This window comes from Streptomyces sp. NPDC002911, from assembly GCF_053591835.1.
Genome location: NZ_JBSFUO010000011.1, coordinates 235,657 through 255,632, shown reverse-complemented (window position 1 = coordinate 255,632; position 19,976 = coordinate 235,657). Strand labels below are relative to the sequence as shown.

Below are 19,976 nucleotides of genomic sequence, written 5' to 3'. Positions count from 1 at the left end.
GTTCCCGGGCCGCCGTTCGCTTCATCCGGCCGGTCCGGCCGGGGAGCCCGAGCCCGTCGTCGGGCCGGAGGACGGCGCGGGCTCGCCGGATCCGCCGGACGGTGAGGGTGTGGGGTTCGGCGAGCCCGGTGTCCCCGTCGGCGGACCGGTCGGCGTGGGCGTCGGACCCGGTGGGCCGGCGGGGCCCGTGGGGGACGGGGCCGCATCCGTCGACGGGGCGGACGGCGTGGGGCTCGGGGACTGCGAGGACGGGTCGTCCGGTGATGGCTCCGGGACACCGGGGCGCGGGGACGCGGCGCCGTATCCGGTGACCGCGACCGTGGACCCCGACGGGGTGAGCAGGACGCGCGCATTCCACGGGCCCTGCGGCTCGGCCGTGCGGTTCACCAGCACGTAGAAGGTGACGCTCCGGCCGGGGGCGACCGTGCCGGACGTACGGCTGAGGCGCAGCCACGGGGCGTCCGCACGCGCCGACCAGGCGACCGCCCGTGTGCCGGTGGCGGTCAGGGTGATCGCCGTACGGCCGCCGGACGAGCGGGCCGAGACCGCGAGCGGGCCCGCTCCGGCCGGGCCGTCGCCCATGCTGATGACCTCGGCCGAGACATCAGGTGCCCCGGGGCCCACCGTGAAACCGCCCTTTCCGTCGGGGCGGGCGTTGCCCGCGTTCTCGTAGTGGTCGTACGGCTCGCCGCCGGAGGCCGGTACCGCGGCCACGTCCGTCGCGGTGACCGAGGTGTCGCGGCCCTCGCCGGTCAGCGGCGCACCCCGGTAGGCGGCCCACAGGGCGATCACCGGGGCGGCGACGACCGTCGCCACGACCGTGGTCGTCACGACCCGGGCGCGCACTCGGTCCCGGCGCGCGGCCTGGTCCTTGGGGTCCAGCGGGAAGCCGGTGCGGCCGAAGCGCGGGGCGCCGGACCGGGACCGCCGGGCGTGCGTCAGGGCGATGTGCACCGAGGGGCGGGGGGCCTCAACGACCGGCAGTGCGGCGACCGGGGTGATGGTCGCGCCGGGCCAGGGCCCTGCCGCGCCGGCTCGCTCGGCGGCACGGCGACAGCGGGGGCAGTCGTCGACGTGCCGGACGAGCTCCCGGCGCAAGGTCGCCGGGAGCAGCACCTGGTGGGTGCCGGTGAGCCGGGCGACGGCGGGGCAGTTCCCCGTCTCCACCACGGCGAGGGCGGCGCGGGTGCGCTCCACCTCGCAGGCCGCTCCGGCCAGGAGTTCCCGGGCGCTGCCGGGGTCGAGGCCGAGGACTGCGGCGACGGCACGCGGGGTGAGCCCGTGGCGCACGGCAAGCTCCAGGGCCTCGCGCTGCTCGGGGGTGGTACCGGCGGCCTCGGGCCAGGCCAGCTGCGCGAGTTCGCGCCCGCGTGCTTCGGCCGCCGGGGACTCCGCGGGGCAGCCGGGGGCGGCGGCCTCCTCCGCGGCGCCCTGGTTTGCCTGGGTGGCTCGGCTTCCCCGGGTGCCGGACGCGCGGGCGCCCTCACGCGGCGCGCCGCCGAGCGGGCCGGCCGGCCGCCGGTGCGCCTGACGGCCCCGCCTCTGCTCGGTGAGGGCCCGCAGGCAGGTCCATCTGGCCAGGGCGTACAGCCAGGATTTACGTTCCTCCTCAGCCGAGGGGCACCGGCCGTCCTGCCTTTCGGCGATCGCCAGGACCGCGCCGAGCGCCTCGGTGGCGGCCTCGTGGTCGCAGAGCACGGAGAGGCAGTAGGTGAACAGACCGTCGAGATAGGGCTCGTAACACGCGGGCGACCGCTGTGCCGAGGGTCGGGCCTCGCGGCGGTGCGCCCGGGCGCCGGTGGTGTGCGTAGGGGGCTCCAGCCTGCTGCTCGTCACGTGGCGACCGTAGGCAGGTACGGGCGGGACCATGCCCGCACTTTCCGACATTTGACCCTTACGAGTGACAGTCCCCCTCGAAAGGGGACAGGAATCCCGAATTCCTCCAGAAATATCGCATCGGGCACATGTTCGGCTTCCGTGCCCGCGACCGGCGCTGTCAGACCTCACCTATACGGTGACGCCATGGCTGCCCGTACGAAATCCGCGAAGGACCGCCCGTCCTACCGCTGCACCGAATGCGGCTGGACGACCGCCAAATGGCTCGGCCGCTGCCCGGAGTGTCAGGCCTGGGGGACGGTCGAGGAGTTCGGCGGCGCCCCCGCGGTGCGTACGACGGCCGCGGGCCGGGTCTCCACCCCCGCCGTGCCGATCGGCCAGGTCGACAGCCGGCAGGCCACAGCGCGCTCGACCGGGGTCGGTGAGCTGGACCGGGTGCTCGGCGGAGGACTCGTCCCCGGCGCGGTCGTGCTGCTCGCCGGTGAGCCGGGCGTCGGCAAGTCGACGCTGCTCCTGGACGTGGCCGCCAAGGCGGCGAGCGACGACCACCGCACCCTCTACGTCACGGCCGAGGAGTCCGCCAGCCAGGTGCGGATGCGGGCCGACCGGATCCGGGCGATCAACGACCACCTGTATCTGGCCGCCGAGACCGACCTCTCCGCGGTCCTGGGGCACCTGGACGCGGTCAAGCCGTCCCTCCTCGTCCTCGACTCCGTGCAGACGGTCGCCTCACCGGAGATCGACGGCGCGCCCGGCGGCATGGCGCAGGTCCGCGAGGTCGCGGGAGCACTCATCAGGGCCTCCAAGGAGCGCGGCATGTCGACGCTCCTGGTGGGCCATGTGACCAAGGACGGCGCGATCGCGGGGCCACGGCTCCTGGAGCACCTCGTCGACGTGGTGCTGTCCTTCGAAGGCGACCGGCACGCGCGCCTCCGGCTCGTACGGGGTGTCAAGAACCGCTACGGCGCCACGGACGAGGTCGGCTGCTTCGAGTTGCACGACGAGGGCATCACCGGCCTGGCCGATCCCTCCGGGCTCTTCCTCACCCGCCGCGACGAGCCCGTCCCGGGCACCTGTCTGACGGTCACCCTGGAGGGCAAGCGCCCTCTCGTCGCCGAGGTGCAGGCACTGACGGTCGATTCGCAGATCCCCTCGCCCCGGCGCACCACCTCGGGCCTGGAAACCTCCCGGGTCTCGATGATGCTGGCCGTTCTCGAACAGCGGGGCCGGATCAGCGCCCTCGGCAAACGGGACATCTACAGCGCGACGGTGGGTGGCGTGAAGCTCACCGAGCCGGCCGCGGACCTCGCGATCGCCCTGGCCCTGGCCAGCGCGGCCAGCGACACACCACTCCCGAAGAACCTGGTCGCGATCGGTGAGGTGGGCCTCGCCGGGGAGGTCAGAAGGGTGACGGGGGTCCAGCGCAGGCTGGCGGAGGCGTACCGTCTCGGGTTCAAGCACGCCCTCGTCCCGAGGGACCCGGGACAGGTCCCGGCCGGTATGAAGGTCACAGAAGTGGCCGACATGGGCGACGCCCTGAGAGTCCTCCCCCGTAGATCTCGGCCGGACGGACCACAGGAGGACGGCGCACGCCGGTAGACTTTGCCCTGGTCTCGCCCGCCCGTACGAACGGTATGAGGGACGCAAGGGCACCGAAAACCTGTGACCGGAGGAGTGCAGTGGCAGCCAACGACCGGGCAGCATCGCCCGGAAAGTCCGGCCAAGGCACGGGGAACGAGGCGCTGATGCGCGCCTCGTTGAGCGCGGTCGCGCCCGGAACGGCCCTTCGCGACGGCCTGGAGCGCATCCTCCGCGGCAACACCGGCGGACTGATCGTGCTCGGCATGGACAAAACCGTCGAATCCATGTGTACCGGCGGCTTCGTGCTCGACGTGGAGTTCACCTCGACGCGCCTGCGCGAACTGTGCAAGCTGGACGGCGCGATGATCCTCGACAAGGAGATGACCAAGATCCTGCGGGCCGGCGTGCAGCTGGTCCCGGACGCCTCCATCCCGACCGAGGAGACGGGCACCCGTCACCGCACGGCGGATCGGGTCTCCAAGGCGTGTGGCTTCCCGGTGGTGTCGGTCTCCCAGTCGATGCGCCTGATCGCGCTGTACGTGGACGGGGAGCGGCGGGTTCTGGAGGAGTCATCCGCGATCCTGTCCCGCGCCAATCAGGCACTCGCCACCCTCGAGCGCTACAAGCTCAGGCTGGACGAGGTCGCCGGGACGCTCTCCGCGCTGGAGATCGAGGACCTGGTGACGGTCCGGGACGTGACAGCGGTCTCGCAGCGCCTGGAGATGGTGCGGCGCATCGCGACCGAAATCGCCGAGTACGTGGTGGAGCTGGGCACCGACGGCCGCCTTCTGTCGCTTCAGCTCGACGAGTTGATCGCGGGTGTGGAGCCGGAGCGGGAGCTGGTCGTGCGCGACTACGTACCCGAGCCGACCGCGAAGCGGTCCCGTACGGTCCCGGAGGCACTGGCCGAACTGGACACGCTCACCCACACCGAGCTGCTTGAACTTCCCGTGGTGGCACGGGCGCTGGGCTACAGCGGGTCCCCGGAGACGCTGGACTCGGCGGTCTCCCCGCGGGGCTTCCGGCTTCTGGCGAAGGTGCCGCGGCTGCCCGGGGCGATCATCGAGCGGCTGGTGGAGCACTTCGGTGGCCTGCAGAAGCTGCTCGCCGCGAGCGTGGACGACCTCCAGGCCGTGGACGGAGTCGGCGAGGCGCGGGCCAGGAGCGTCCGGGAGGGGCTCTCGCGGCTGGCGGAGTCCTCGATCCTGGAGCGGTACGTGTGAAAGGTCTTTCGTCCGACCAGCTCGTCAGGCCCCGCCGGATCGTTTCCGGTGGAGCCCCGCCGTCTTGTCAGTCCTTGGCCAGGACGAACGATGCGCGCCGGACGGTCTCGCCCGACACCTCGGCCTCCACCAGATACGTACCCGGGGCTGCGGCCTTGACGGGCGGTGTCGCGCACCGGGGTGCGCTCCCCTCGCGGTCCCACTCGACGGTGTGGACGACGGTCGCTCCGGCGGGGACCCGCAGGAAGAGGGCGCCGCTCTTCGGGCAGTCCTCGGAGGACCACACCTGTTCGTCGCCCTCACCGGCTTCGGTGATCGTGAGCACCGCACTCTTCGGGCCGAAGTCGGCCTTGCAGTCGGCAGCCGAGGTGTTCCTGGCGCTCAGCCGGAACTCCGGCTTGTCGTCGGGTCCGTAGCTGATGTCCGTCTTCAGGCTCAACTGCAGCACGGCCGGCTTGCAGTTGGGGAGCGTCGAGCCGGTCGGTACCTGCTGGCCGCCCGTACTGCCGCCGGCGCCCGCGCCCGTACCGCCCGATGCGGAGCCGCCCGCACCAGCGGTGTCCGATCCCGCCGCGCCGCCTGCCCCGGTGCTCCCGCCGCCGCTCTCGGATCCCGCGTCCGTGCCGGTTCCGGGGTTCCCCGACTCGTCCCGGCCGCCCGGAGGTTGGCCGACGACGGGGCCGGAGCTCGACGGTCCGGGAGTGATGGACGGGGCGGGGTCGGAGCCTCCGGACTTCCCGTCGTCCTGCCCGCCGCCGCTGCCGCCGCCCGTGGTGACGGCCCACGCGACCAGCGCCGCGAGCAGCACGATCACCAGCACCGCTACTGTTCTCCGACGCCAGTAGATGCTGGAGGGAAGCGGCCCGACCGGATTGCGCATAGAACCCACGGACCGAACTGTACGAGAGATCCACGCCAACTCCGGCCCCAACCGTCGCTCTGTTGACAACTTTTCCGGATCATCATCACGGAGCGGCCGCGGGCGGGGCACTTCCATCCGTTTTGCACCGGCTCGGGGCCCTCCAGGGCCTCGCGAGGGGTCAGAACGGGTGGCGCTATCACCCCCTGAGCCCACAGCCGGGCCGACACCCCCGCAGCCGTGCCCGATGTCCCGCCTTCCGTGCCAGGATCGTAGGTGCGATGACTGCCACGACTTCGACACAGACGCCCCCCGCCTCCCTCCATACCCCCGTCATCGGGTGGTTCGAGCAGCACGCCCGCGATCTGCCCTGGCGCCGCCCCGACGCGGGTGCCTGGGGTGTGATGGTGAGCGAGTTCATGCTGCAGCAGACCCCGGTGAACCGAGTCCTTCCGGTCTACGAACAGTGGATGGCCCGCTGGCCGCGCCCGGCGGACCTCGCCGCCGACGCACCGGGCGAAGCGGTCCGTGCCTGGGGCCGGCTCGGCTACCCACGCCGTGCGCTGCGCCTGCACGGGGCCGCGCAGGCGATAGCGGAACGCCACGGCGGTGACGTTCCGAACGAGCACGGCCAGTTGCTCGCACTGCCCGGGATCGGGGAGTACACGGCTGCGGCCGTGGCCTCGTTCGCGTACGGACAGCGCCATGCCGTGCTCGACACGAACGTCCGCAGGGTGTTCGCGCGGGCCGCCACCGGCATCCAGTACCCGCCGAACGCGACCACCGCGGCCGAGCGCAAGCTCGCCCGCGCGCTGCTCCCCGAGGACAACGAGCGCGCCGCCCGCTGGGCGGCGGCCACGATGGAGCTCGGCGCACTGGTGTGCACCGCGAAGAACGAGGACTGCGCGCGCTGTCCGATCTCCGGACAGTGCGCCTGGCGGCTGGCCGGGAAACCCGCTCACCAGGGGCCACCGCGCCGCGGCCAGACGTATGCCGGTACGGACCGGCAAGTGCGGGGGCGGCTGCTCGCGGTGCTCCGCGACGCGGTCACCCCGGTGCCGCAGTCCGCGCTGGACGCGGTGTGGGAAGAGCCCGTGCAGCGGGCGCGCGCCCTGGACGGCCTCGTCTCCGACGGGCTGGTCGAGCCGCTGGCGAACGGCCGGTACCGGCTGCCTCTGACCTGACCACGCTCCGGGCGGACCGGGCTTGTCCAGCGGCTGTCCAACGGCTGTTACACAACCGATGGACAGCCGTGCGTCCGCGTACGGCTGCTCCGCACACCCTCGTGACAACGCCTCCGTAACGTCGCTGACGCCGGGCAACGGGACCACCCCGGCCCGGCGGCGGTACACGGGGATTCACGGGGACGGAGGCGGTCGTAATGGCGCAGGGCGAGGTGCTCGGATTCGAGGAGTACGTACGGACCAGGCAGGACGCGCTGTTGCGCAGTGCCCGCCGGCTCGTTCCCGATCCCGTGGACGCGCAGGACCTGCTGCAGACCGCCCTGGTCCGCACCTTCGGCCGCTGGGACGGCATCGCGGACAAGTCCCTCGCCGACGCCTATCTGCGCCGCGTCATGATCAACACGCGTACGGAGTGGTGGCGGGCCCGCAAGCTCGACGAGGTCCCCACCGAGCAGCTCCCCGACGCGAGCGTCGACGACGGCGCCGAGCAGCGGGCCGACCGCGCCCTGCTCATGGACGTCCTCGGGGTCCTCGCTCCGAAGCAGCGCAGCGTCGTCGTGCTGCGACACTGGGAGCAGATGAGCACGGAGGAGACGGCCGCGGCGCTCGGTATGTCCGCGGGTACGGTGAAGAGCACGCTGCACCGCGCCCTGGCACGACTGCGGCAGGAGCTGGAGGACCGTGCGGCCCGGAGCCGTGAGGCCGAGGAGACTCCGGCGCGGATACCCGCGCAGCGCAACAGGCGTCATGACGAGCGGGGGCGGGAGCGGTGCGCGGTCTGACGGGCGGCATTGAGAGCTTGACGGCCGGCCGCGGGAGAGGACTCCGGGCAGGCTCGGCGGCGGGGGGCACGGCACTGGCCGGGTTCGCCGCCTTCGGGCTGTTCTGCGCCGGCTGTTCCGCCGGAGGCACGGGTACGCGCGACGAGGGCGCGGCGAGCACCCAGCAGGTCGCCCGGGCCACGCCGTCGAGCACGGCTCCCACCGGGACGTCGAAGCCGGCCCCGCGGGTGAACGCCGTGCGGCTCGTCAAGGGCGACCCGAAGGTGAGCCACCAGCTCAAGGACGACCTGAAGCCCTGTGCCGGTGACGAGTACCCGGTCGACACCTCCTACGGCACGCTCACCGACGGGACGGCCACGGATGTCGTGGTCAACGTGCTGACCTGCGGCGACTCGGTGGGGGTCGGCACCTACGTCTACCGGCAGCTCGCCGACGGTTCGTACGGGAACGTCTTCTCCGCCGAGGTGCCCGCGGTCTACGGCACCATCGACCGGGGCGATCTGGTGGTGACGACGCAGGTGTACGGGTCGAAGGACTCGGTCGCGTATCCCTCCGGTGAGGACGTCGTCACCTACCACTGGAACGCCGGCCGGTTCACCGAGACCGACCGGGTGCACAACGACTTCAACCGGGCCGTCGGCAGCGGGGAGGGCGCACTCCCCGCACCCCGGACGACGCAGAACTGAGGACCGCTCGCATGGCTGAGACCCATGTCCTCTTCGTCGAGGACGACGACGTCATCCGAGAGGCCACCCAGCTCGCGCTGGAGCGGGTCGGCTTCTTGGTCACCGCGGTGCCCGACGGTCTGCTGGGCCTGGAGGCCTTCCGGGCGGACCGTCCGGACATCGCGCTGCTGGATGTGATGGTCCCGGGCCTGGACGGCGTCAGCCTGTGCCGGCGCATCCGCGACGAGTCGACCGTGCCCGTGATCATGCTCTCCGCGCGGGCCGACGCGATCGATGTGGTGCTCGGCCTGGAGGCCGGGGCCGACGACTACGTCACCAAGCCCTTCGACGGGGCGGTGCTCGTCGCCCGCATCCGCGCCGTACTGCGCCGTTTCGGCCACGCCGCCGGCGCGGGCGGGACACCCGCCGGGGCCGGTGGGCCGCCGGACGGGGCGGGCGGTGTGCTGGTCTTCGGTGATGTGGAGATCGACACCGAAGGCATGGAGGTGCGCCGAGAGGGCGCACACGTGGGTCTGACGCCGACGGAGATGCGGCTGCTGCTGGAATTCTCCGCTGCACCCGGCACGGTGCTCTCCCGGGACAAGCTGCTGGAGCGGGTCTGGGACTACGGCTGGGGCGGGGACACACGCGTCGTCGACGTCCATGTTCAGCGGCTGCGCACCAAGATCGGGCAGGACCGGATCGAGACGGTCCGCGGCTTCGGCTACAAGCTGCGCGCATGAGGCGGCTGGCACTGCGGACCGGGGTCCGCTGGAAGATCAGCATCGCGATCGCCGCTGTCGGCGCGCTCGTCGCGCTGGCCCTGAGCCTCGTCGTCCACAACGCGGCCCGCGTCTCGATGCTGGAGAACGCGCGCGAGGTGCAGTTGGAGCGGCTGCTGTTCGCCCAGCGGCTGTACGAGGCGACGAGCCCCCAGAAGCCGTCGCCGAAATTCGGCGCCAAGATCAACGACCCGTCGCTGCCGGTGAGCCTGCGCGACCAGATCCGGGATCACCGGCGCGCCACCCGTGTCGACGAGTACGCGGGCGGGGTGCCCGACGTCTGGGCGGCCGTACCGCTGGCCAACGGCGACGTCCTCTCGCTGCACACCCGCTTCGCCGACCACAGCGCCACGATCATGGGCGACCTCGACCGGGCGCTCACCATCGGCTCGGTCTCGGTCGTCTTCGGCGGCTGCGCCCTGGGCGTCCTGATCGGCGGCCAGCTGTCCCGGAGGCTGCGCAAGGCGGCGGCAGCGGCCGGCAAGGTCGCCCAGGGCAATACGGAGGTACGCGTACGGGAAGCGGTCGGCGGGGTCGTACGGGACGAGACCGACGAGCTGGCCAGGGCCGTGGACGCGCTCACGGACGCGCTGAACGAGCGGATCGAGGCGGAGCGCCGGGTCACCGCAGACATCGCCCATGAACTGCGCACCCCTGTGACCGGGCTGCTCACCGCGGCCGAGCTGCTGCCCCCGGGGCGGCCCACGGAGCTCGTACGGGACCGGGCCCAGGCGATGCGGACCCTGGTCGAGGACGTTCTGGAGGTGGCCAGGCTGGACAGCGCCTCGGAGCGGGCCGAGCTGCAGGAACTGCAGCTCGGCGAGTTCGTCAGCCGGCGGATCCGGCTGCTGGATCCGGAGATCGCGGTGCGGGTGGTGCACGAGTCCTGGGTGAGCACGGATCCGCGGCGGCTGGAACGCATCCTGGGCAATCTGCTGGGGAACGCCGCCAAGCACGGGGCCGGCCCGGTCGAGGTCACGGTCGAGGGCAGGGTGGTACGGGTCCGCGACCACGGGCCCGGTTTCCCCGAGGCTCTGCTGCGGGAGGGGCCGAGCCGGTTCCGTACCGGCAGCAGCGACAGGTCCGTACGGGGCCACGGTCTGGGGCTGACCATCGCGGCGGGGCAGGCCCGGGTTCTGGGGGCCAGGCTGACGTTCCGCAACGCGGGGCCCGGCGGGGGCACGGGCGGGGCGGTCGCCGTGCTGTGGCTGCCTGAGCACGCGCCGACGAACACCGGGAGCTTCCCGGTCCTGCGGCAGGCGGAAACGGGCTGAGAGAACGAGGTGGGCCCCGTTCACTCCAGCTGCGCAGACGGTCTGGGACTCCTCGGCCGCCGTTTCCCTGCCGGGCCGCGTGCAGGGGAGCCACGCCGATTGCGATGAGCTCCATGATCACGGCGGAGCTCCAGGCGGTGCCACCCCAGGTGGTGACCGGCACGATCACGGTGGTGCCCGCGGTGAGGAGCGCGGCGCCCAGGTAGCCGGTGCTTCATGGTGGGGCCGATGCTCAGCTCGCGCACCGTCGCCTGGTTCTCCTGGATGAAGACGGAGAGTCGCGCGGCGGCCTTGAGTGCCTCGCTGTGGCGGACCAGGATCTTCTTCTTCGTCTCCGGGGTGCGCGGTCGGCCCGTCATCAGCGCGAGTGGCCCTCGGAGACGCCGAAGGCGACCTCGAGGAGAAGCGCGAGGCTGCTCTCGAGATCGCCACAAGGCTGGTGGCCAGGGCCCACGATCAGGGCCCCGACGGTGCCGCGTAAGGCGGACGCCGGACGCGTCAGATGTGGACGTGCACGGAGTTCAGGAACGAGACCGGGTTGATCGCCGTGCCGTAGTTCGGGCTCGTCCGGATCTCGAAGTGCAGGTGCGGGCCGCTGGAGTTCCCGGTGTTGCCGGACAGGGCGATCTTCTCACCCGTCTTCACGCGCTCACCGATCTCGACCTGGATCTTCGACAGGTGGGCGTACTGCGAGTACGTGCCGTTGGCGTGCTTGATCACGATGGCGTTGCCGTACGCAGGACCGTCGCCGCCGCCGTTCGGGCCCGCCTTGACGACCCGGCCGGTGTGCGCGGCCTCCACCTTGGTGCCGATCGGTACGGCGAAGTCCTGACCGGAGTGCTTGTTGGACCAGCGGTCGCCGCCGGTGCCGTAGCTGGCACTCAGCACATACTTGGTGACCGGGGCTTCCCAGGAAGCAGCCTTCTTCTTCGCCGCCGCCTTCTTCTTGGCTGCCGCCTTCTCCTTGGCGTCGACCTTCGCCACCTTGTCGGCCTTCGCCTTCGCGGCGGCCTTGCTCTGGGAGGTCGCCTGCTGAGCGACGGAATCGGCGGTGGCCGCGCCGGCGACGGCCGCGGTGTCCGCGGTGCCCGTCGTGCCGGACGCGAACGCCGCGCCCGCACCGAACACCATCGACGCACCCAGGCCGGCGGCCACGACGGCGCCACTGACGCGGGACATGGACGGGCGGCGGGAGTGCTGGAACGTCACGCGCTTCGACATGCGGGGGAACCTCCGGGGGGGGGACTGGACCCAGTGCTCGACCGGGCTTGCTCCACCTTGGTAACCCGCATCCCCCACAACACTCAAACACCCCATCTACGATCAAAAGCCGTAGCGGAGGGGCCGGGAATTCATCGTCGGCCACCGGCCGTCGGCAGCAGGCGAGCTTCCCGGCATTCTTCGCCGAGCGGGTTTAACCCCTGCCCGAAAGGCCTCCCTCCCGGACACAGGCCAACAATCCGGTCATAACGACACAAACGCCGAACGCCTCCTCCGGGGCAGGGCCATAGCCCCGGGACCGGCGACCACTATTTCTTCTAAGGCGCCTAGTAGGCCTCTTCGGGCCTGTGCGCCTTGTCACTGCGGGCGGGTCGGAAGCCTGTCCGTTTCGGGACCTTCGGCCTTGCGGCCGAACCGGGCCGGCGGACAGCTGCTCAGCCCCGGGGACAGCTGAACTGGGCAACGGGCTGGACATCGATACGTACTGGAACGCGCGAAGGGGGCTGCCCCGGACCGCAAACGGTCCGGGGCAGCCCCCTTCGACGCTCAGGCGCTACGCGCCTCTACGCTTCCTTCGACAGGTTCGGGCCGCCGCCCGCTGCCTGCTCGATCGGCGGGACGTCGGGCAGCGGCGACTTCTCCTCGCCGCGGAACGAGAACTTCTTCTCGTCCCCTTCGCCCTCCGTGCCCACGACCACGATGTGACCGGGACGCAGCTCGCCGAAGAGGATCTTCTCCGAGAGGATGTCCTCGATCTCGCGCTGGATCGTCCGGCGCAGAGGCCGGGCGCCCATCACGGGGTCGTAGCCCTTCTTCGCCAGCAGCGACTTGGCCTCGGCACTGAGCTCGATGCCCATGTCACGGTCCTTGAGGCGCTCATCCACCTTGTCGACCATCAGGTCGACGATCTGGATGATGTCTTCCTCGGTGAGCTGGTGGAAGACGACCGTGTCGTCGACACGGTTGAGGAACTCGGGCCGGAAGTGCTGCTTGAGCTCTTCGTTGACCTTGACCTTCATCCGCTCGTAGTTCGTCTTGACATCGCCCTGGGCGGCGAAGCCCAGGTTGAAGCCCTTCGAGATGTCCCGGGTCCCGAGGTTGGTCGTCATGATGATGACCGTGTTCTTGAAGTCCACGACCCGGCCCTGGGAGTCGGTCAGACGACCGTCTTCCAGAATCTGGAGCAGGGAATTGAAGATATCGGGGTGGGCCTTCTCGACCTCGTCGAAGAGGACGACGGAGAACGGCTTGCGGCGCACCTTCTCGGTGAGCTGGCCGCCCTCTTCGTAACCCACGTAACCGGGGGGCGAACCGAAGAGGCGGGAAACCGTGTGCTTCTCGCTGAACTCCGACATGTCGAGGGAGATCAACGCGTCCTCGTCGCCGAAGAGGAACTCGGCGAGCGTCTTGGAGAGCTCCGTCTTACCGACACCGGACGGGCCGGCGAAGATGAACGAGCCACCGGGGCGCTTCGGGTCCTTCAGACCGGCTCGCGTACGGCGGATCGCCTGCGAGAGGGCCTTGATGGCGTCCTTCTGGCCGATGACGCGCTTGTGGAGCTCGTCCTCCATACGCAGCAGACGCGAGGACTCCTCCTCGGTCAGCTTGAAGACCGGGATACCGGTGGAGGCTGCCAGGACTTCCGCGATGAGCTCGCCGTCGACCTCGGCGACGACGTCCATGTCGCCGGCCTTCCACTCCTTCTCCCGCTTGGCCTTCGCCGCCAGCAGCTGCTTCTCCTTGTCTCGGAGCGAAGCTGCCTTCTCGAAGTCCTGGGAGTCGATCGCCGACTCCTTGTCGCGGCGGACGCCCGCGATCTTCTCGTCGAACTCGCGGAGGTCCGGCGGGGCGGTCATCCGGCGGATGCGCATCCGGGAGCCGGCCTCGTCGATCAGGTCGATCGCCTTGTCCGGCAGGAAGCGGTCCGAGATGTAACGGTCGGCCAGGGTGGCGGCCTGGACCAGCGCCTCGTCCGTGATGGAGACCCTGTGGTGGGCCTCGTAACGGTCGCGCAGACCCTTGAGGATCTCAATGGTGTGCGGCAGCGTCGGCTCCGCGACCTGGATGGGCTGGAAGCGGCGCTCGAGCGCGGCGTCCTTCTCCAGGTGCTTGCGGTACTCGTCGAGCGTCGTGGCACCGATGGTCTGGAGCTCGCCTCGCGCCAGCATGGGCTTGAGGATGCTCGCCGCGTCGATCGCGCCCTCGGCGGCACCGGCACCCACGAGGGTGTGGAGCTCGTCGATGAACAGGATGATGTCGCCGCGGGTGCGGATCTCCTTGAGGACCTTCTTCAGGCGCTCCTCGAAGTCACCGCGGTAGCGGGAACCGGCGACCAGCGCACCGAGGTCGAGGGTGTAGAGGTGCTTGTCCTTGAGGGTTTCGGGCACCTCGCCCTTGACGATGGCCTGAGCCAGGCCCTCGACGACCGCCGTCTTGCCGACGCCGGGCTCGCCGATGAGGACCGGGTTGTTCTTCGTACGGCGGGACAGCACCTGCATGACCCGCTCGATCTCCTTCTCGCGCCCGATGACCGGGTCGAGCTTGGACTCACGAGCGGCCTGGGTGAGATTCCGGCCGAACTGGTCGAGCACCAGGGACGTGGAGGGCGTGCCCTCGGCGGGGCCGCCGGCGGTGGCCGCCTCCTTGCCTCCCGAGTACCCGGAGAGCAGCTGGATGACCTGCTGCCGCACCCGGTTCAGGTCGGCGCCCAGCTTCACGAGAACCTGGGCGGCGACGCCCTCGCCCTCGCGGATCAGGCCGAGCAGGATGTGCTCCGTGCCGATGTAGTTGTGGCCGAGCTGAAGGGCCTCGCGGAGCGACAGCTCCAGGACCTTCTTCGCCCGGGGAGTGAAGGGGATGTGCCCGGACGGGGCCTGCTGGCCCTGACCGATGATCTCCTCCACCTGCTGGCGGACCGCCTCGAGCGAAATCCCGAGGCTCTCCAGGGCCTTAGCGGCGACACCCTCACCCTCGTGGATCAGGCCCAGGAGGATGTGCTCGGTGCCGATGTAGTTGTGGTTGAGCATCCGGGCTTCTTCCTGAGCCAGGACGACAACCCGCCGCGCGCGGTCGGTGAACCTCTCGAACATCGTTAATCGCTCCTCAGAGCGGTCAGGCAGTAAGGGGTCGGTCCCCTCCCTGTCCTTCCGCAGCTTAGTCCCGCAAGCGGGGACCGCTCATTTCAACTGCCGACACCCGGCCCTGCTGCCTGGCGGATCCCCCGCCCCGAACGCCGACAACTGCTCCAACCCGATGGTGCGAGACGATGTTCCCGCAGGCCAGGCAGATAGCCCTTTCGCCAGTACGCCGATGGCGAACGTGAGACGTTTTTGCCCGCGTGTCGCCCCTTCCCACTAGGGATGTCTTACCCGCACTCACTGACAGTCCATGCGGCGCACCCGCGTTTCCTCCGCTACGGGCGAACAACTTCGCGCTGCGGGGCGCTTCCACGCGCCCCCTCGTCGGACACGAAGAGCATCCGAGGGCGAACGGTGCGTAACTCCGGGGCCGGTTAGGCGGTTCATCGGACATGGTTTCCCTCGTCCCGCCACCCGGCTCGTCGCCGGGATCCGACGACCGCAGCCAGTGGTACGCCCGCGAACTCGGCTGGGCCTCGGCGGACACGTCGCCGGTGCGGCTGCTGACGGGGCTGTGCTTCGACGTCCTGGAGCTGCCCGCCGCGGCAGGTCACGCGGCTCTGCGCCGGGTCGGACGCACCGGCCCGGTGGCGCTGGCTGGGCGGCGGATGCGGCTCCTGGTGGCCGCGGGCAGCGCCGACGAGTTGCCCGGCCTGCTCGACTGGCTCGAATGGGGCGGGATCGCTCTCGACCTGTCCGCCATCGGACTGGGCGGACACATGACGGCCCCGGTGCCGCCGGGTGGCGCGACGGGCTCGCCGGGGGCCGCGTTCTGGCTGCGACCCCCCGGATCGCGCCAGGAAGTAGAACCATCACTCCCGGCCCTCGGCGGCCTCGGGAGCAGGGGTGGAGATGCTCCCGATCTCGTACGACTCGTGGACGCGGCGGCGACGGAATGCCACCGTGCCCGGCTCGCGCATGCCAGGACGTACCTGTGGACCCATCGGCCGACAGGTCAGCCGTTGGCCTTCTCGTAAGCCTCGCGGATCTCAGCGGGAACGCGGCCGCGGTCATTCACGTTGTGGCCGTTCTCGCGTGCCCACCTACGGATCTCGGCGGTGTCCTTGTTGCCACCGGTAACGGCGCGACCCTTGCCACGGCCGGTCGCGGCGCGACCACCGGTGCGACGTCCACTCTTGGCGTACGGCTCAAGGAGACCACGGAGCTTGTCCGCGTTGGACGTGGTGAGGTCGATCTCGTAGGTCTTGCCATCCAGAGCGAACGTCACGGTCTCGTCCGCTTCGCCACCGTCGAGGTCATCAACAAGAAGGACCTGAACCTTCTGTGCCACCGGATTTCCTTTCATCGAAAAATTCAGTACGCGGAAAGGAAACCGCTTTTCTCCGGAAAACACAAACCCTCGGGAGAGGTTCAGGAGCTCAAGAGCACGGGAAACATGCGCGATTCGGACATAGGGTTCCGGCATCTTCCGCCGGTCACAGGTGTAGAAGCATCCGGCTGTTACCCAAGGTGTTCGGCTTCACTCGTTCGAGGCCCAGGAACTCGGCGACACCCTCGTCATAGGAACGCAGCAGCTCGCTGTAGACATCTCCGTCGACCGGCGTCTCTCCGATCTCGGTGAAGCCGTGCGCGGCGAAGAAGTCGACTTCGAACGTGAGACAGAAAACCCGGCGGACGCCGAGCCAGCGGGCGGTCTGCAAGAGCTTGTCCAGGACCTGATGACCGACTCCGGCGCCCTTGATGCTGTGGTCGACGGCGAGAGTGCGGACTTCGGCGAGGTCTTCCCACATCACGTGGAGTGCGCCGCAGCCGATGACACGAGCGTCCTCGTCGCGTTCGGCGACCCAGAACTCCTGGATGTCCTCGTAAAGCGTCACCGTCGCTTTGTCGAGCAGGATGCCTTCCGAGACGTAGCCGTCGAGGAGTCCACGGACGGACGCCACATCGCTCGTCCTGGCACGGCGGACGGTGATGGCCCGCCTATTTACCGGCGGACCGGTATGAAGATCTGTGCGAGATCCGGTTTCCCGCCGGCTATGAGCTCCGGTTTGCGACTCGGCACGGTGCTCGGTTTGCGACTGCTCTGAGGACATCCCCCGACGCTATCGCCCACTCTCCGGCGGCGCTTCATCGGCCGTGGTCCTGCCCTCGGGGCGGCTCTCGGCGGGTTCGGGGAAGGTGGGCACGACGACACGCATCGCATCCCGGAGGGCCTCGCGTTGCTCCGCGGACATCATGCCGAAGAAGGCGACCAGTGCGGCCGCCGGGTTGTCGCTCTGCGACCAGGCCTCGTTCATCAGTGCGGCCGAGTATGCGGCGCGGGTGGAGACCGCCGTATATCGATATGCCCGGCCGTCCACTTCCCGGCGTACCCAGCCCTTCTGATGGAGATTGTCCATTACCGTCATGACGGTCGTGTACGCGATGGACCGTTCCTGTTGGAGATCCTCGAGAACTTCTCGCACGGTGACCGGGCGGTTCCATTGCCAGACCCGTGTCATCACGGTGTCTTCCAGCTCTCCCAATTGGCGAGGCATAGCGTCACCTTAGTGCTAGATGTCTGGAATGGGATAATTACGAGACGACAAAAGGGCGCACAGCTCCGGAGGAGCCGTGCGCCCTTCGTGCTCAGGTCGCCCTTCGTGCTCAGGTCCGGTCGGACGCCTCAGGTCCGCGGGGCCTGCTCGGCCGACGCGGCGCGGGCGAGCGCCGCGTCCACGGCAGCGTCCTCCTTGGCCTTGTTCGGGCCGCCCTGGCTCTTGATGATCGTCACGACAAGGCCGACGAAGAAGACGGCCATCACCACGGGGGGAACGAGCGCGGATACGTAGTCCATGCCTTCCAGGGTAGCGAGCCCGGCATTCCGGCCGCTCCCGGGCACCCCCTGAGGCGCGCCGGAGGGGTCAGGACACGGCGCGTCCCTCCGGCGGAGGCGCGGGCGCGGGCCGGCGGCGGGGCGGGAAGACCTCGGACGGCTTGGGCATCGGACGCTCACCCGGGGCCGCCGGGCGGGCCGGCGCGGCAGGCCCCGACGGGGTTCGGGGCCGCTCGGACTCCTTGGCCGCCGACAGGCCCCCGGGAAGGGCCAGCAGCCGACTGCGCGGCGCGGGCATCGTGGCGGGCACCGCGCGACCGGCGAGGCGGGCCCGCACCGAACGCTCGGCAAGCACCTGACAGCGCTCCAGCAGGGCTGCGGCGACCGGCCCGGCGCGCAGAGCGCGCAAGGCGGCGAGGTCGTCGGGGCGGGGGTCGTAGCCGGCCGCGAGGGCGTCCTGGAGGAGCTCCAGATAGCCGCTGAGCGAGCCGGGGAGGGCGTCTCGGTAGCGGGCGAGATCGGCGAGGAGGAAGGCGCGCAGCCGGCCCGCCTCGTTCGCCACCTCGTCCACCGCGCCCGCGAGGCGCAGGCAGTCCTGGACATCCTCTTCCGGCAGGGGCGTGGGGTGGAGGGCGTTGGCGAGAGCGCGTCGGAGCACCCGGAGCTCGTCCGCGCTGAACGCCATGCCGCCGCGTGATCCGTAGGGCGTGGGCATGACGCGACAATACGTGCTAAATGGACAAAATCCGCTTAACTACCCGCTCGGCGGCGCGGCGCCGGGCACCGCACCGCCGGGTCGTTCCCGCAGGTGGTCGCGGGCGCGTCCTACATCCGGGCGAGGTTGCGCTCGTACACGAGGCGCAGCCCGATGAGCGTCAGCCAGGGCTCGTGCTCGTCGATGACGGAGGACTCACCCAACACCATCGGAGCAAGGCCGCCGGTCGCGATGACGGTGACCTCGTCGGGGTCGGCCGCCAGCTCCTTCTTCATGCGCTGGACCACACCGTCGATCTGACCGGCGAAGCCGTACACGATGCCGGACTGCATGGCCTCGACGGTGTTCTTGCCGATCACGCTGCGCGGACGCGCCAGCTCGATCTTGCGGAGCTGGGCGCCCTTCACCCCGAGCGCCTCCACGGAGATCTCGATGCCCGGCGCGATGACCCCGCCCGTGTACTCACCGCGCGCGGAGACCGCGTCGAAGGTCGTGGCCGTGCCGAGGTCGACGACGATGGCCGGGCCGCCGTAGAGCTCGACGGCGGCGACCGCGTTGATGATGCGGTCCGCGCCGACCTCCTTCGGGTTGTCCGTGAGGACCGGCACGCCGGTCTTGACGCCCGGCTCCACGAGGACCGCCGGGACATCGCCGTAATAGCGGCGGGTGACGTCGCGGAGCTCGTGCAGCACGGCGGGGACGGTCGAGCAGATCGCGATGCCCTCGATGCCGTCGCCGAGTTCGACACCGAGCAGTGGGTGCATGCCCATCAGGCCCTGGAGCAGGACGGCGAGTTCGTCGGCGGTGCGGCGGGCGTCGGTGGAGATCCGCCAGTGCTCGACGATCTCCTCGCCGTCGAACAGGCCGAGGACGGTGTGGGAGTTGCCGACGTCGATGGTGAGCAGCATCAGGCGCCGGCCCCGTCGCGGAAGTCCAGGCCGATGTCGAGGATCGGCGAGGAGTGCGTGAGCGCGCCGACGGCCAGGTAGTCGACGCCGGCCTCGGCGTAGGCGCGGGCGGAGTCCAGGGTGAGCCGGCCTGAGGACTCCAGGACCGCACGGCCGCCGACGAGGGCGACCGCCTCGGCGGTCCCGGCCGGGGTGAAATTGTCCAGCAGGATCAGGTCGGCGCCGGCGTCGAGCACCTCGCGGACCTGCTCCAGGGTGTCGACCTCCACCTCGATCGCGAGCTCCGGGAACGCCTTCCTGACCCGCTGGAACGCCTCGGCGACACCGCCTGCCGCGATCACGTGGTTGTCCTTGACCAGTGCCGCGTCCACGAGCGACATGCGGTGGTTGACCCCGCCGCCGCAGCGCACCGCGTACTTCTCCAGCGCGCGGAGCCCGGGAGTGGTCTTGCGGGTGTCGCGGACCTTCGCCTTCGTGCCCTCGAGCACATCGGCCCAGGCGCGGGTCGCGGTCGCGATCCCGCTCAGCCTGCAGAGCAGGTTGAGCGCGCTGCGCTCACCGGTGAGCAGGTCACGGGTGCGGGTCGTGACCGTGAGCAGCTTCTGGCCGGGCGCGACACGGTCGCCGTCCTGGACGTGCCGCTCGACCTCGAACTCGTCGGTGCAGACGATGGACAGCACGGCCTCGGCGACGCGCAGACCCGAGACGACGCCCGCCTCACGCGCGGTGAAGTCGCCGGTGGCGACGGAGTCCTCCGGGACGGTCGCCACGGTGGTGACGTCCTCGCCTCCGTCGAGGTCCTCCTCGATCGCGACGTGGGCGATGTCCTCGACCTGGACCGGGTCCAGTCCGGCGTCGGCCAGGAGCTGGGCCAGGGCGGGATCGAGACCGCACTCCAGGCCGTCGGGGTCGTAGCCGTCGCCGCAGCCGCAGCCGTCGCCGCAGCCGCCCCCGGACTCGGCGGGTGCGCCGATGTGGATCAGCGGTACGTCCACGGGTGTGGGGCGCGGATTCTCTTCGGGCGTGCTCACGG

Annotated in this window: 19 protein-coding genes and 1 pseudogene; 8 read left to right on the top strand and 12 right to left on the bottom strand. The window is 70.6% G+C overall.

Going from position 1 to position 19,976, the window contains the following annotated elements; all coding sequences use genetic code 11:
- Window positions 1-21: 21 nt before the first annotated feature.
- Window positions 22-1,836, bottom strand: coding sequence for a BACON domain-containing protein (locus tag ACWD04_RS19600; protein ID WP_451133487.1), 1,815 nt, complete (start codon window positions 1,834-1,836; stop codon window positions 22-24).
- A gap of 186 nt (window positions 1,837-2,022) precedes the next feature.
- Between ACWD04_RS19600 and radA the strand changes: the two genes are divergently transcribed.
- The gene (gene radA, locus ACWD04_RS19595; protein ID WP_451133485.1) at window positions 2,023-3,435 is read left to right on the top strand and encodes a DNA repair protein RadA; all 1,413 of its coding nucleotides are present in this window, start codon (window positions 2,023-2,025) and stop codon (window positions 3,433-3,435) included.
- A gap of 80 nt (window positions 3,436-3,515) precedes the next feature.
- Window positions 3,516-4,640 (top strand): DNA integrity scanning diadenylate cyclase DisA, encoded by a 1,125-nt coding sequence (disA, locus tag ACWD04_RS19590; RefSeq protein ID WP_451133483.1) that lies wholly within the window; start codon window positions 3,516-3,518, stop codon window positions 4,638-4,640.
- 67 nt (window positions 4,641-4,707) lie between these two features.
- Here the strand turns inward: disA and ACWD04_RS19585 are convergent, their stop codons facing one another.
- Complete coding sequence (locus ACWD04_RS19585; RefSeq protein WP_451133532.1) at window positions 4,708-5,520, bottom strand: hypothetical protein; 813 nt, start codon at window positions 5,518-5,520, stop codon at window positions 4,708-4,710.
- A 260-nt stretch (window positions 5,521-5,780) separates the two neighbouring features.
- Here ACWD04_RS19585 and ACWD04_RS19580 point away from each other — a divergent pair, with 260 nt between their 5' ends.
- The 5 genes from ACWD04_RS19580 (at window position 5,781) to cseC (ending at window position 10,186) form a co-directional block, all read left to right on the top strand.
- Window positions 5,781-6,683, top strand: coding sequence for an A/G-specific adenine glycosylase (locus ACWD04_RS19580; RefSeq protein WP_451133481.1), 903 nt, complete (start codon window positions 5,781-5,783; stop codon window positions 6,681-6,683).
- A gap of 197 nt (window positions 6,684-6,880) precedes the next feature.
- Window positions 6,881-7,465 carry a SigE family RNA polymerase sigma factor gene (locus ACWD04_RS19575; RefSeq protein WP_451133479.1) on the top strand — a complete coding sequence of 195 codons (585 nt, stop codon included), beginning with the start codon at window positions 6,881-6,883 and terminating at the stop codon, window positions 7,463-7,465.
- Between the two features lie 17 nt (window positions 7,466-7,482).
- Complete coding sequence (locus ACWD04_RS19570) at window positions 7,483-8,151, top strand: hypothetical protein (RefSeq protein ID WP_451133477.1); 669 nt, start codon at window positions 7,483-7,485, stop codon at window positions 8,149-8,151.
- Between the two features lie 11 nt (window positions 8,152-8,162).
- Window positions 8,163-8,873, top strand: a complete 711-nt coding sequence (gene cseB / locus ACWD04_RS19565) for a two-component system response regulator CseB (RefSeq protein ID WP_451133475.1) — start codon at window positions 8,163-8,165, stop codon at window positions 8,871-8,873.
- Window positions 8,870-10,186: a two-component system sensor histidine kinase CseC gene (cseC, locus tag ACWD04_RS19560; protein WP_451133473.1), complete on the top strand. Its 1,317-nt coding sequence runs from the start codon at window positions 8,870-8,872 to the stop codon at window positions 10,184-10,186. The genes cseB and cseC overlap by 4 nt, the downstream gene beginning before the upstream one ends.
- A 203-nt stretch (window positions 10,187-10,389) precedes the next feature.
- Here the strand turns inward: cseC and ACWD04_RS19555 are convergent.
- From ACWD04_RS19555 to ACWD04_RS19545, 3 genes and pseudogenes are all read right to left on the bottom strand, one after another.
- Window positions 10,390-10,536: pseudogene (locus ACWD04_RS19555) on the bottom strand (TetR family transcriptional regulator); the annotation flags it as partial.
- A gap of 148 nt (window positions 10,537-10,684) precedes the next feature.
- On the bottom strand, window positions 10,685-11,407 hold the full coding sequence (locus ACWD04_RS19550; protein ID WP_451133471.1) for a M23 family metallopeptidase: 723 nt from the start codon (window positions 11,405-11,407) through the stop codon (window positions 10,685-10,687).
- A 563-nt stretch (window positions 11,408-11,970) separates the two neighbouring features.
- On the bottom strand, window positions 11,971-14,496 hold the full coding sequence (locus ACWD04_RS19545; RefSeq protein WP_389191853.1) for an ATP-dependent Clp protease ATP-binding subunit: 2,526 nt from the start codon (window positions 14,494-14,496) through the stop codon (window positions 11,971-11,973).
- Between the two features lie 440 nt (window positions 14,497-14,936).
- On the opposite strand from ACWD04_RS19545, the gene ACWD04_RS19540 reads away from it, so the two are divergent.
- Window positions 14,937-15,521, top strand: a complete 585-nt coding sequence (locus ACWD04_RS19540) for an SCO3374 family protein (protein WP_451133469.1) — start codon at window positions 14,937-14,939, stop codon at window positions 15,519-15,521.
- Here the strand turns inward: ACWD04_RS19540 and ACWD04_RS19535 are convergent.
- From ACWD04_RS19535 to nadC, 7 genes are all read right to left on the bottom strand, one after another.
- On the bottom strand, window positions 15,500-15,835 hold the full coding sequence (locus tag ACWD04_RS19535) for a histone-like nucleoid-structuring protein Lsr2 (protein WP_351279859.1): 336 nt from the start codon (window positions 15,833-15,835) through the stop codon (window positions 15,500-15,502). The genes ACWD04_RS19540 and ACWD04_RS19535 overlap by 22 nt on opposite strands.
- 145 nt (window positions 15,836-15,980) lie before the next feature.
- The gene (locus ACWD04_RS19530; RefSeq protein WP_451133467.1) at window positions 15,981-16,598 is read right to left on the bottom strand and encodes an amino-acid N-acetyltransferase; all 618 of its coding nucleotides are present in this window, start codon (window positions 16,596-16,598) and stop codon (window positions 15,981-15,983) included.
- A 9-nt stretch (window positions 16,599-16,607) separates the two neighbouring features.
- Window positions 16,608-17,042 (bottom strand): BlaI/MecI/CopY family transcriptional regulator, encoded by a 435-nt coding sequence (locus tag ACWD04_RS19525; RefSeq protein ID WP_451133465.1) that lies wholly within the window; start codon window positions 17,040-17,042, stop codon window positions 16,608-16,610.
- Window positions 17,043-17,170: 128 nt separating this feature from the next.
- Window positions 17,171-17,341: a hypothetical protein gene (locus ACWD04_RS19520; protein WP_451133463.1), complete on the bottom strand. Its 171-nt coding sequence runs from the start codon at window positions 17,339-17,341 to the stop codon at window positions 17,171-17,173.
- Window positions 17,342-17,408: 67 nt separating this feature from the next.
- Window positions 17,409-18,005, bottom strand: a complete 597-nt coding sequence (locus ACWD04_RS19515; protein WP_451133530.1) for a hypothetical protein — start codon at window positions 18,003-18,005, stop codon at window positions 17,409-17,411.
- A 140-nt stretch (window positions 18,006-18,145) separates the two neighbouring features.
- A complete protein-coding gene (locus ACWD04_RS19510) occupies window positions 18,146-18,943 on the bottom strand; it encodes a type III pantothenate kinase (RefSeq protein WP_451133461.1) in 798 nt (265 codons plus the stop codon).
- Window positions 18,943-19,974, bottom strand: coding sequence for a carboxylating nicotinate-nucleotide diphosphorylase (gene nadC, locus ACWD04_RS19505; RefSeq protein ID WP_451133459.1), 1,032 nt, complete (start codon window positions 19,972-19,974; stop codon window positions 18,943-18,945). Before nadC ends, ACWD04_RS19510 begins: the two co-directional genes overlap by 1 nt.
- Window positions 19,975-19,976: the final 2 nt, after the last annotated feature.

Coding starts and splice junctions, on each gene's coding strand:
- cseB (WP_451133475.1), top strand. CDS start 8,163: ATGGCTGAGACCCATGTCCTCTTCGTCGAGGACGACGACGTCATCCGA.
- ACWD04_RS19520 (WP_451133463.1), bottom strand. CDS start 17,341: ATGGACTACGTATCCGCGCTCGTTCCCCCCGTGGTGATGGCCGTCTTC.
- ACWD04_RS19510 (WP_451133461.1), bottom strand. CDS start 18,943: ATGCTGCTCACCATCGACGTCGGCAACTCCCACACCGTCCTCGGCCTG.
- ACWD04_RS19515 (WP_451133530.1), bottom strand. CDS start 18,005: ATGGCGTTCAGCGCGGACGAGCTCCGGGTGCTCCGACGCGCTCTCGCC.
- ACWD04_RS19550 (WP_451133471.1), bottom strand. CDS start 11,407: ATGTCGAAGCGCGTGACGTTCCAGCACTCCCGCCGCCCGTCCATGTCC.
- ACWD04_RS19530 (WP_451133467.1), bottom strand. CDS start 16,598: ATGTCCTCAGAGCAGTCGCAAACCGAGCACCGTGCCGAGTCGCAAACC.
- ACWD04_RS19540 (WP_451133469.1), top strand. CDS start 14,937: ATGGTTTCCCTCGTCCCGCCACCCGGCTCGTCGCCGGGATCCGACGAC.
- ACWD04_RS19585 (WP_451133532.1), bottom strand. CDS start 5,520: ATGCGCAATCCGGTCGGGCCGCTTCCCTCCAGCATCTACTGGCGTCGG.
- ACWD04_RS19525 (WP_451133465.1), bottom strand. CDS start 17,042: ATGCCTCGCCAATTGGGAGAGCTGGAAGACACCGTGATGACACGGGTC.
- radA (WP_451133485.1), top strand. CDS start 2,023: ATGGCTGCCCGTACGAAATCCGCGAAGGACCGCCCGTCCTACCGCTGC.
- ACWD04_RS19580 (WP_451133481.1), top strand. CDS start 5,781: ATGACTGCCACGACTTCGACACAGACGCCCCCCGCCTCCCTCCATACC.
- cseC (WP_451133473.1), top strand. CDS start 8,870: ATGAGGCGGCTGGCACTGCGGACCGGGGTCCGCTGGAAGATCAGCATC.
- ACWD04_RS19545 (WP_389191853.1), bottom strand. CDS start 14,496: ATGTTCGAGAGGTTCACCGACCGCGCGCGGCGGGTTGTCGTCCTGGCT.
- ACWD04_RS19575 (WP_451133479.1), top strand. CDS start 6,881: ATGGCGCAGGGCGAGGTGCTCGGATTCGAGGAGTACGTACGGACCAGG.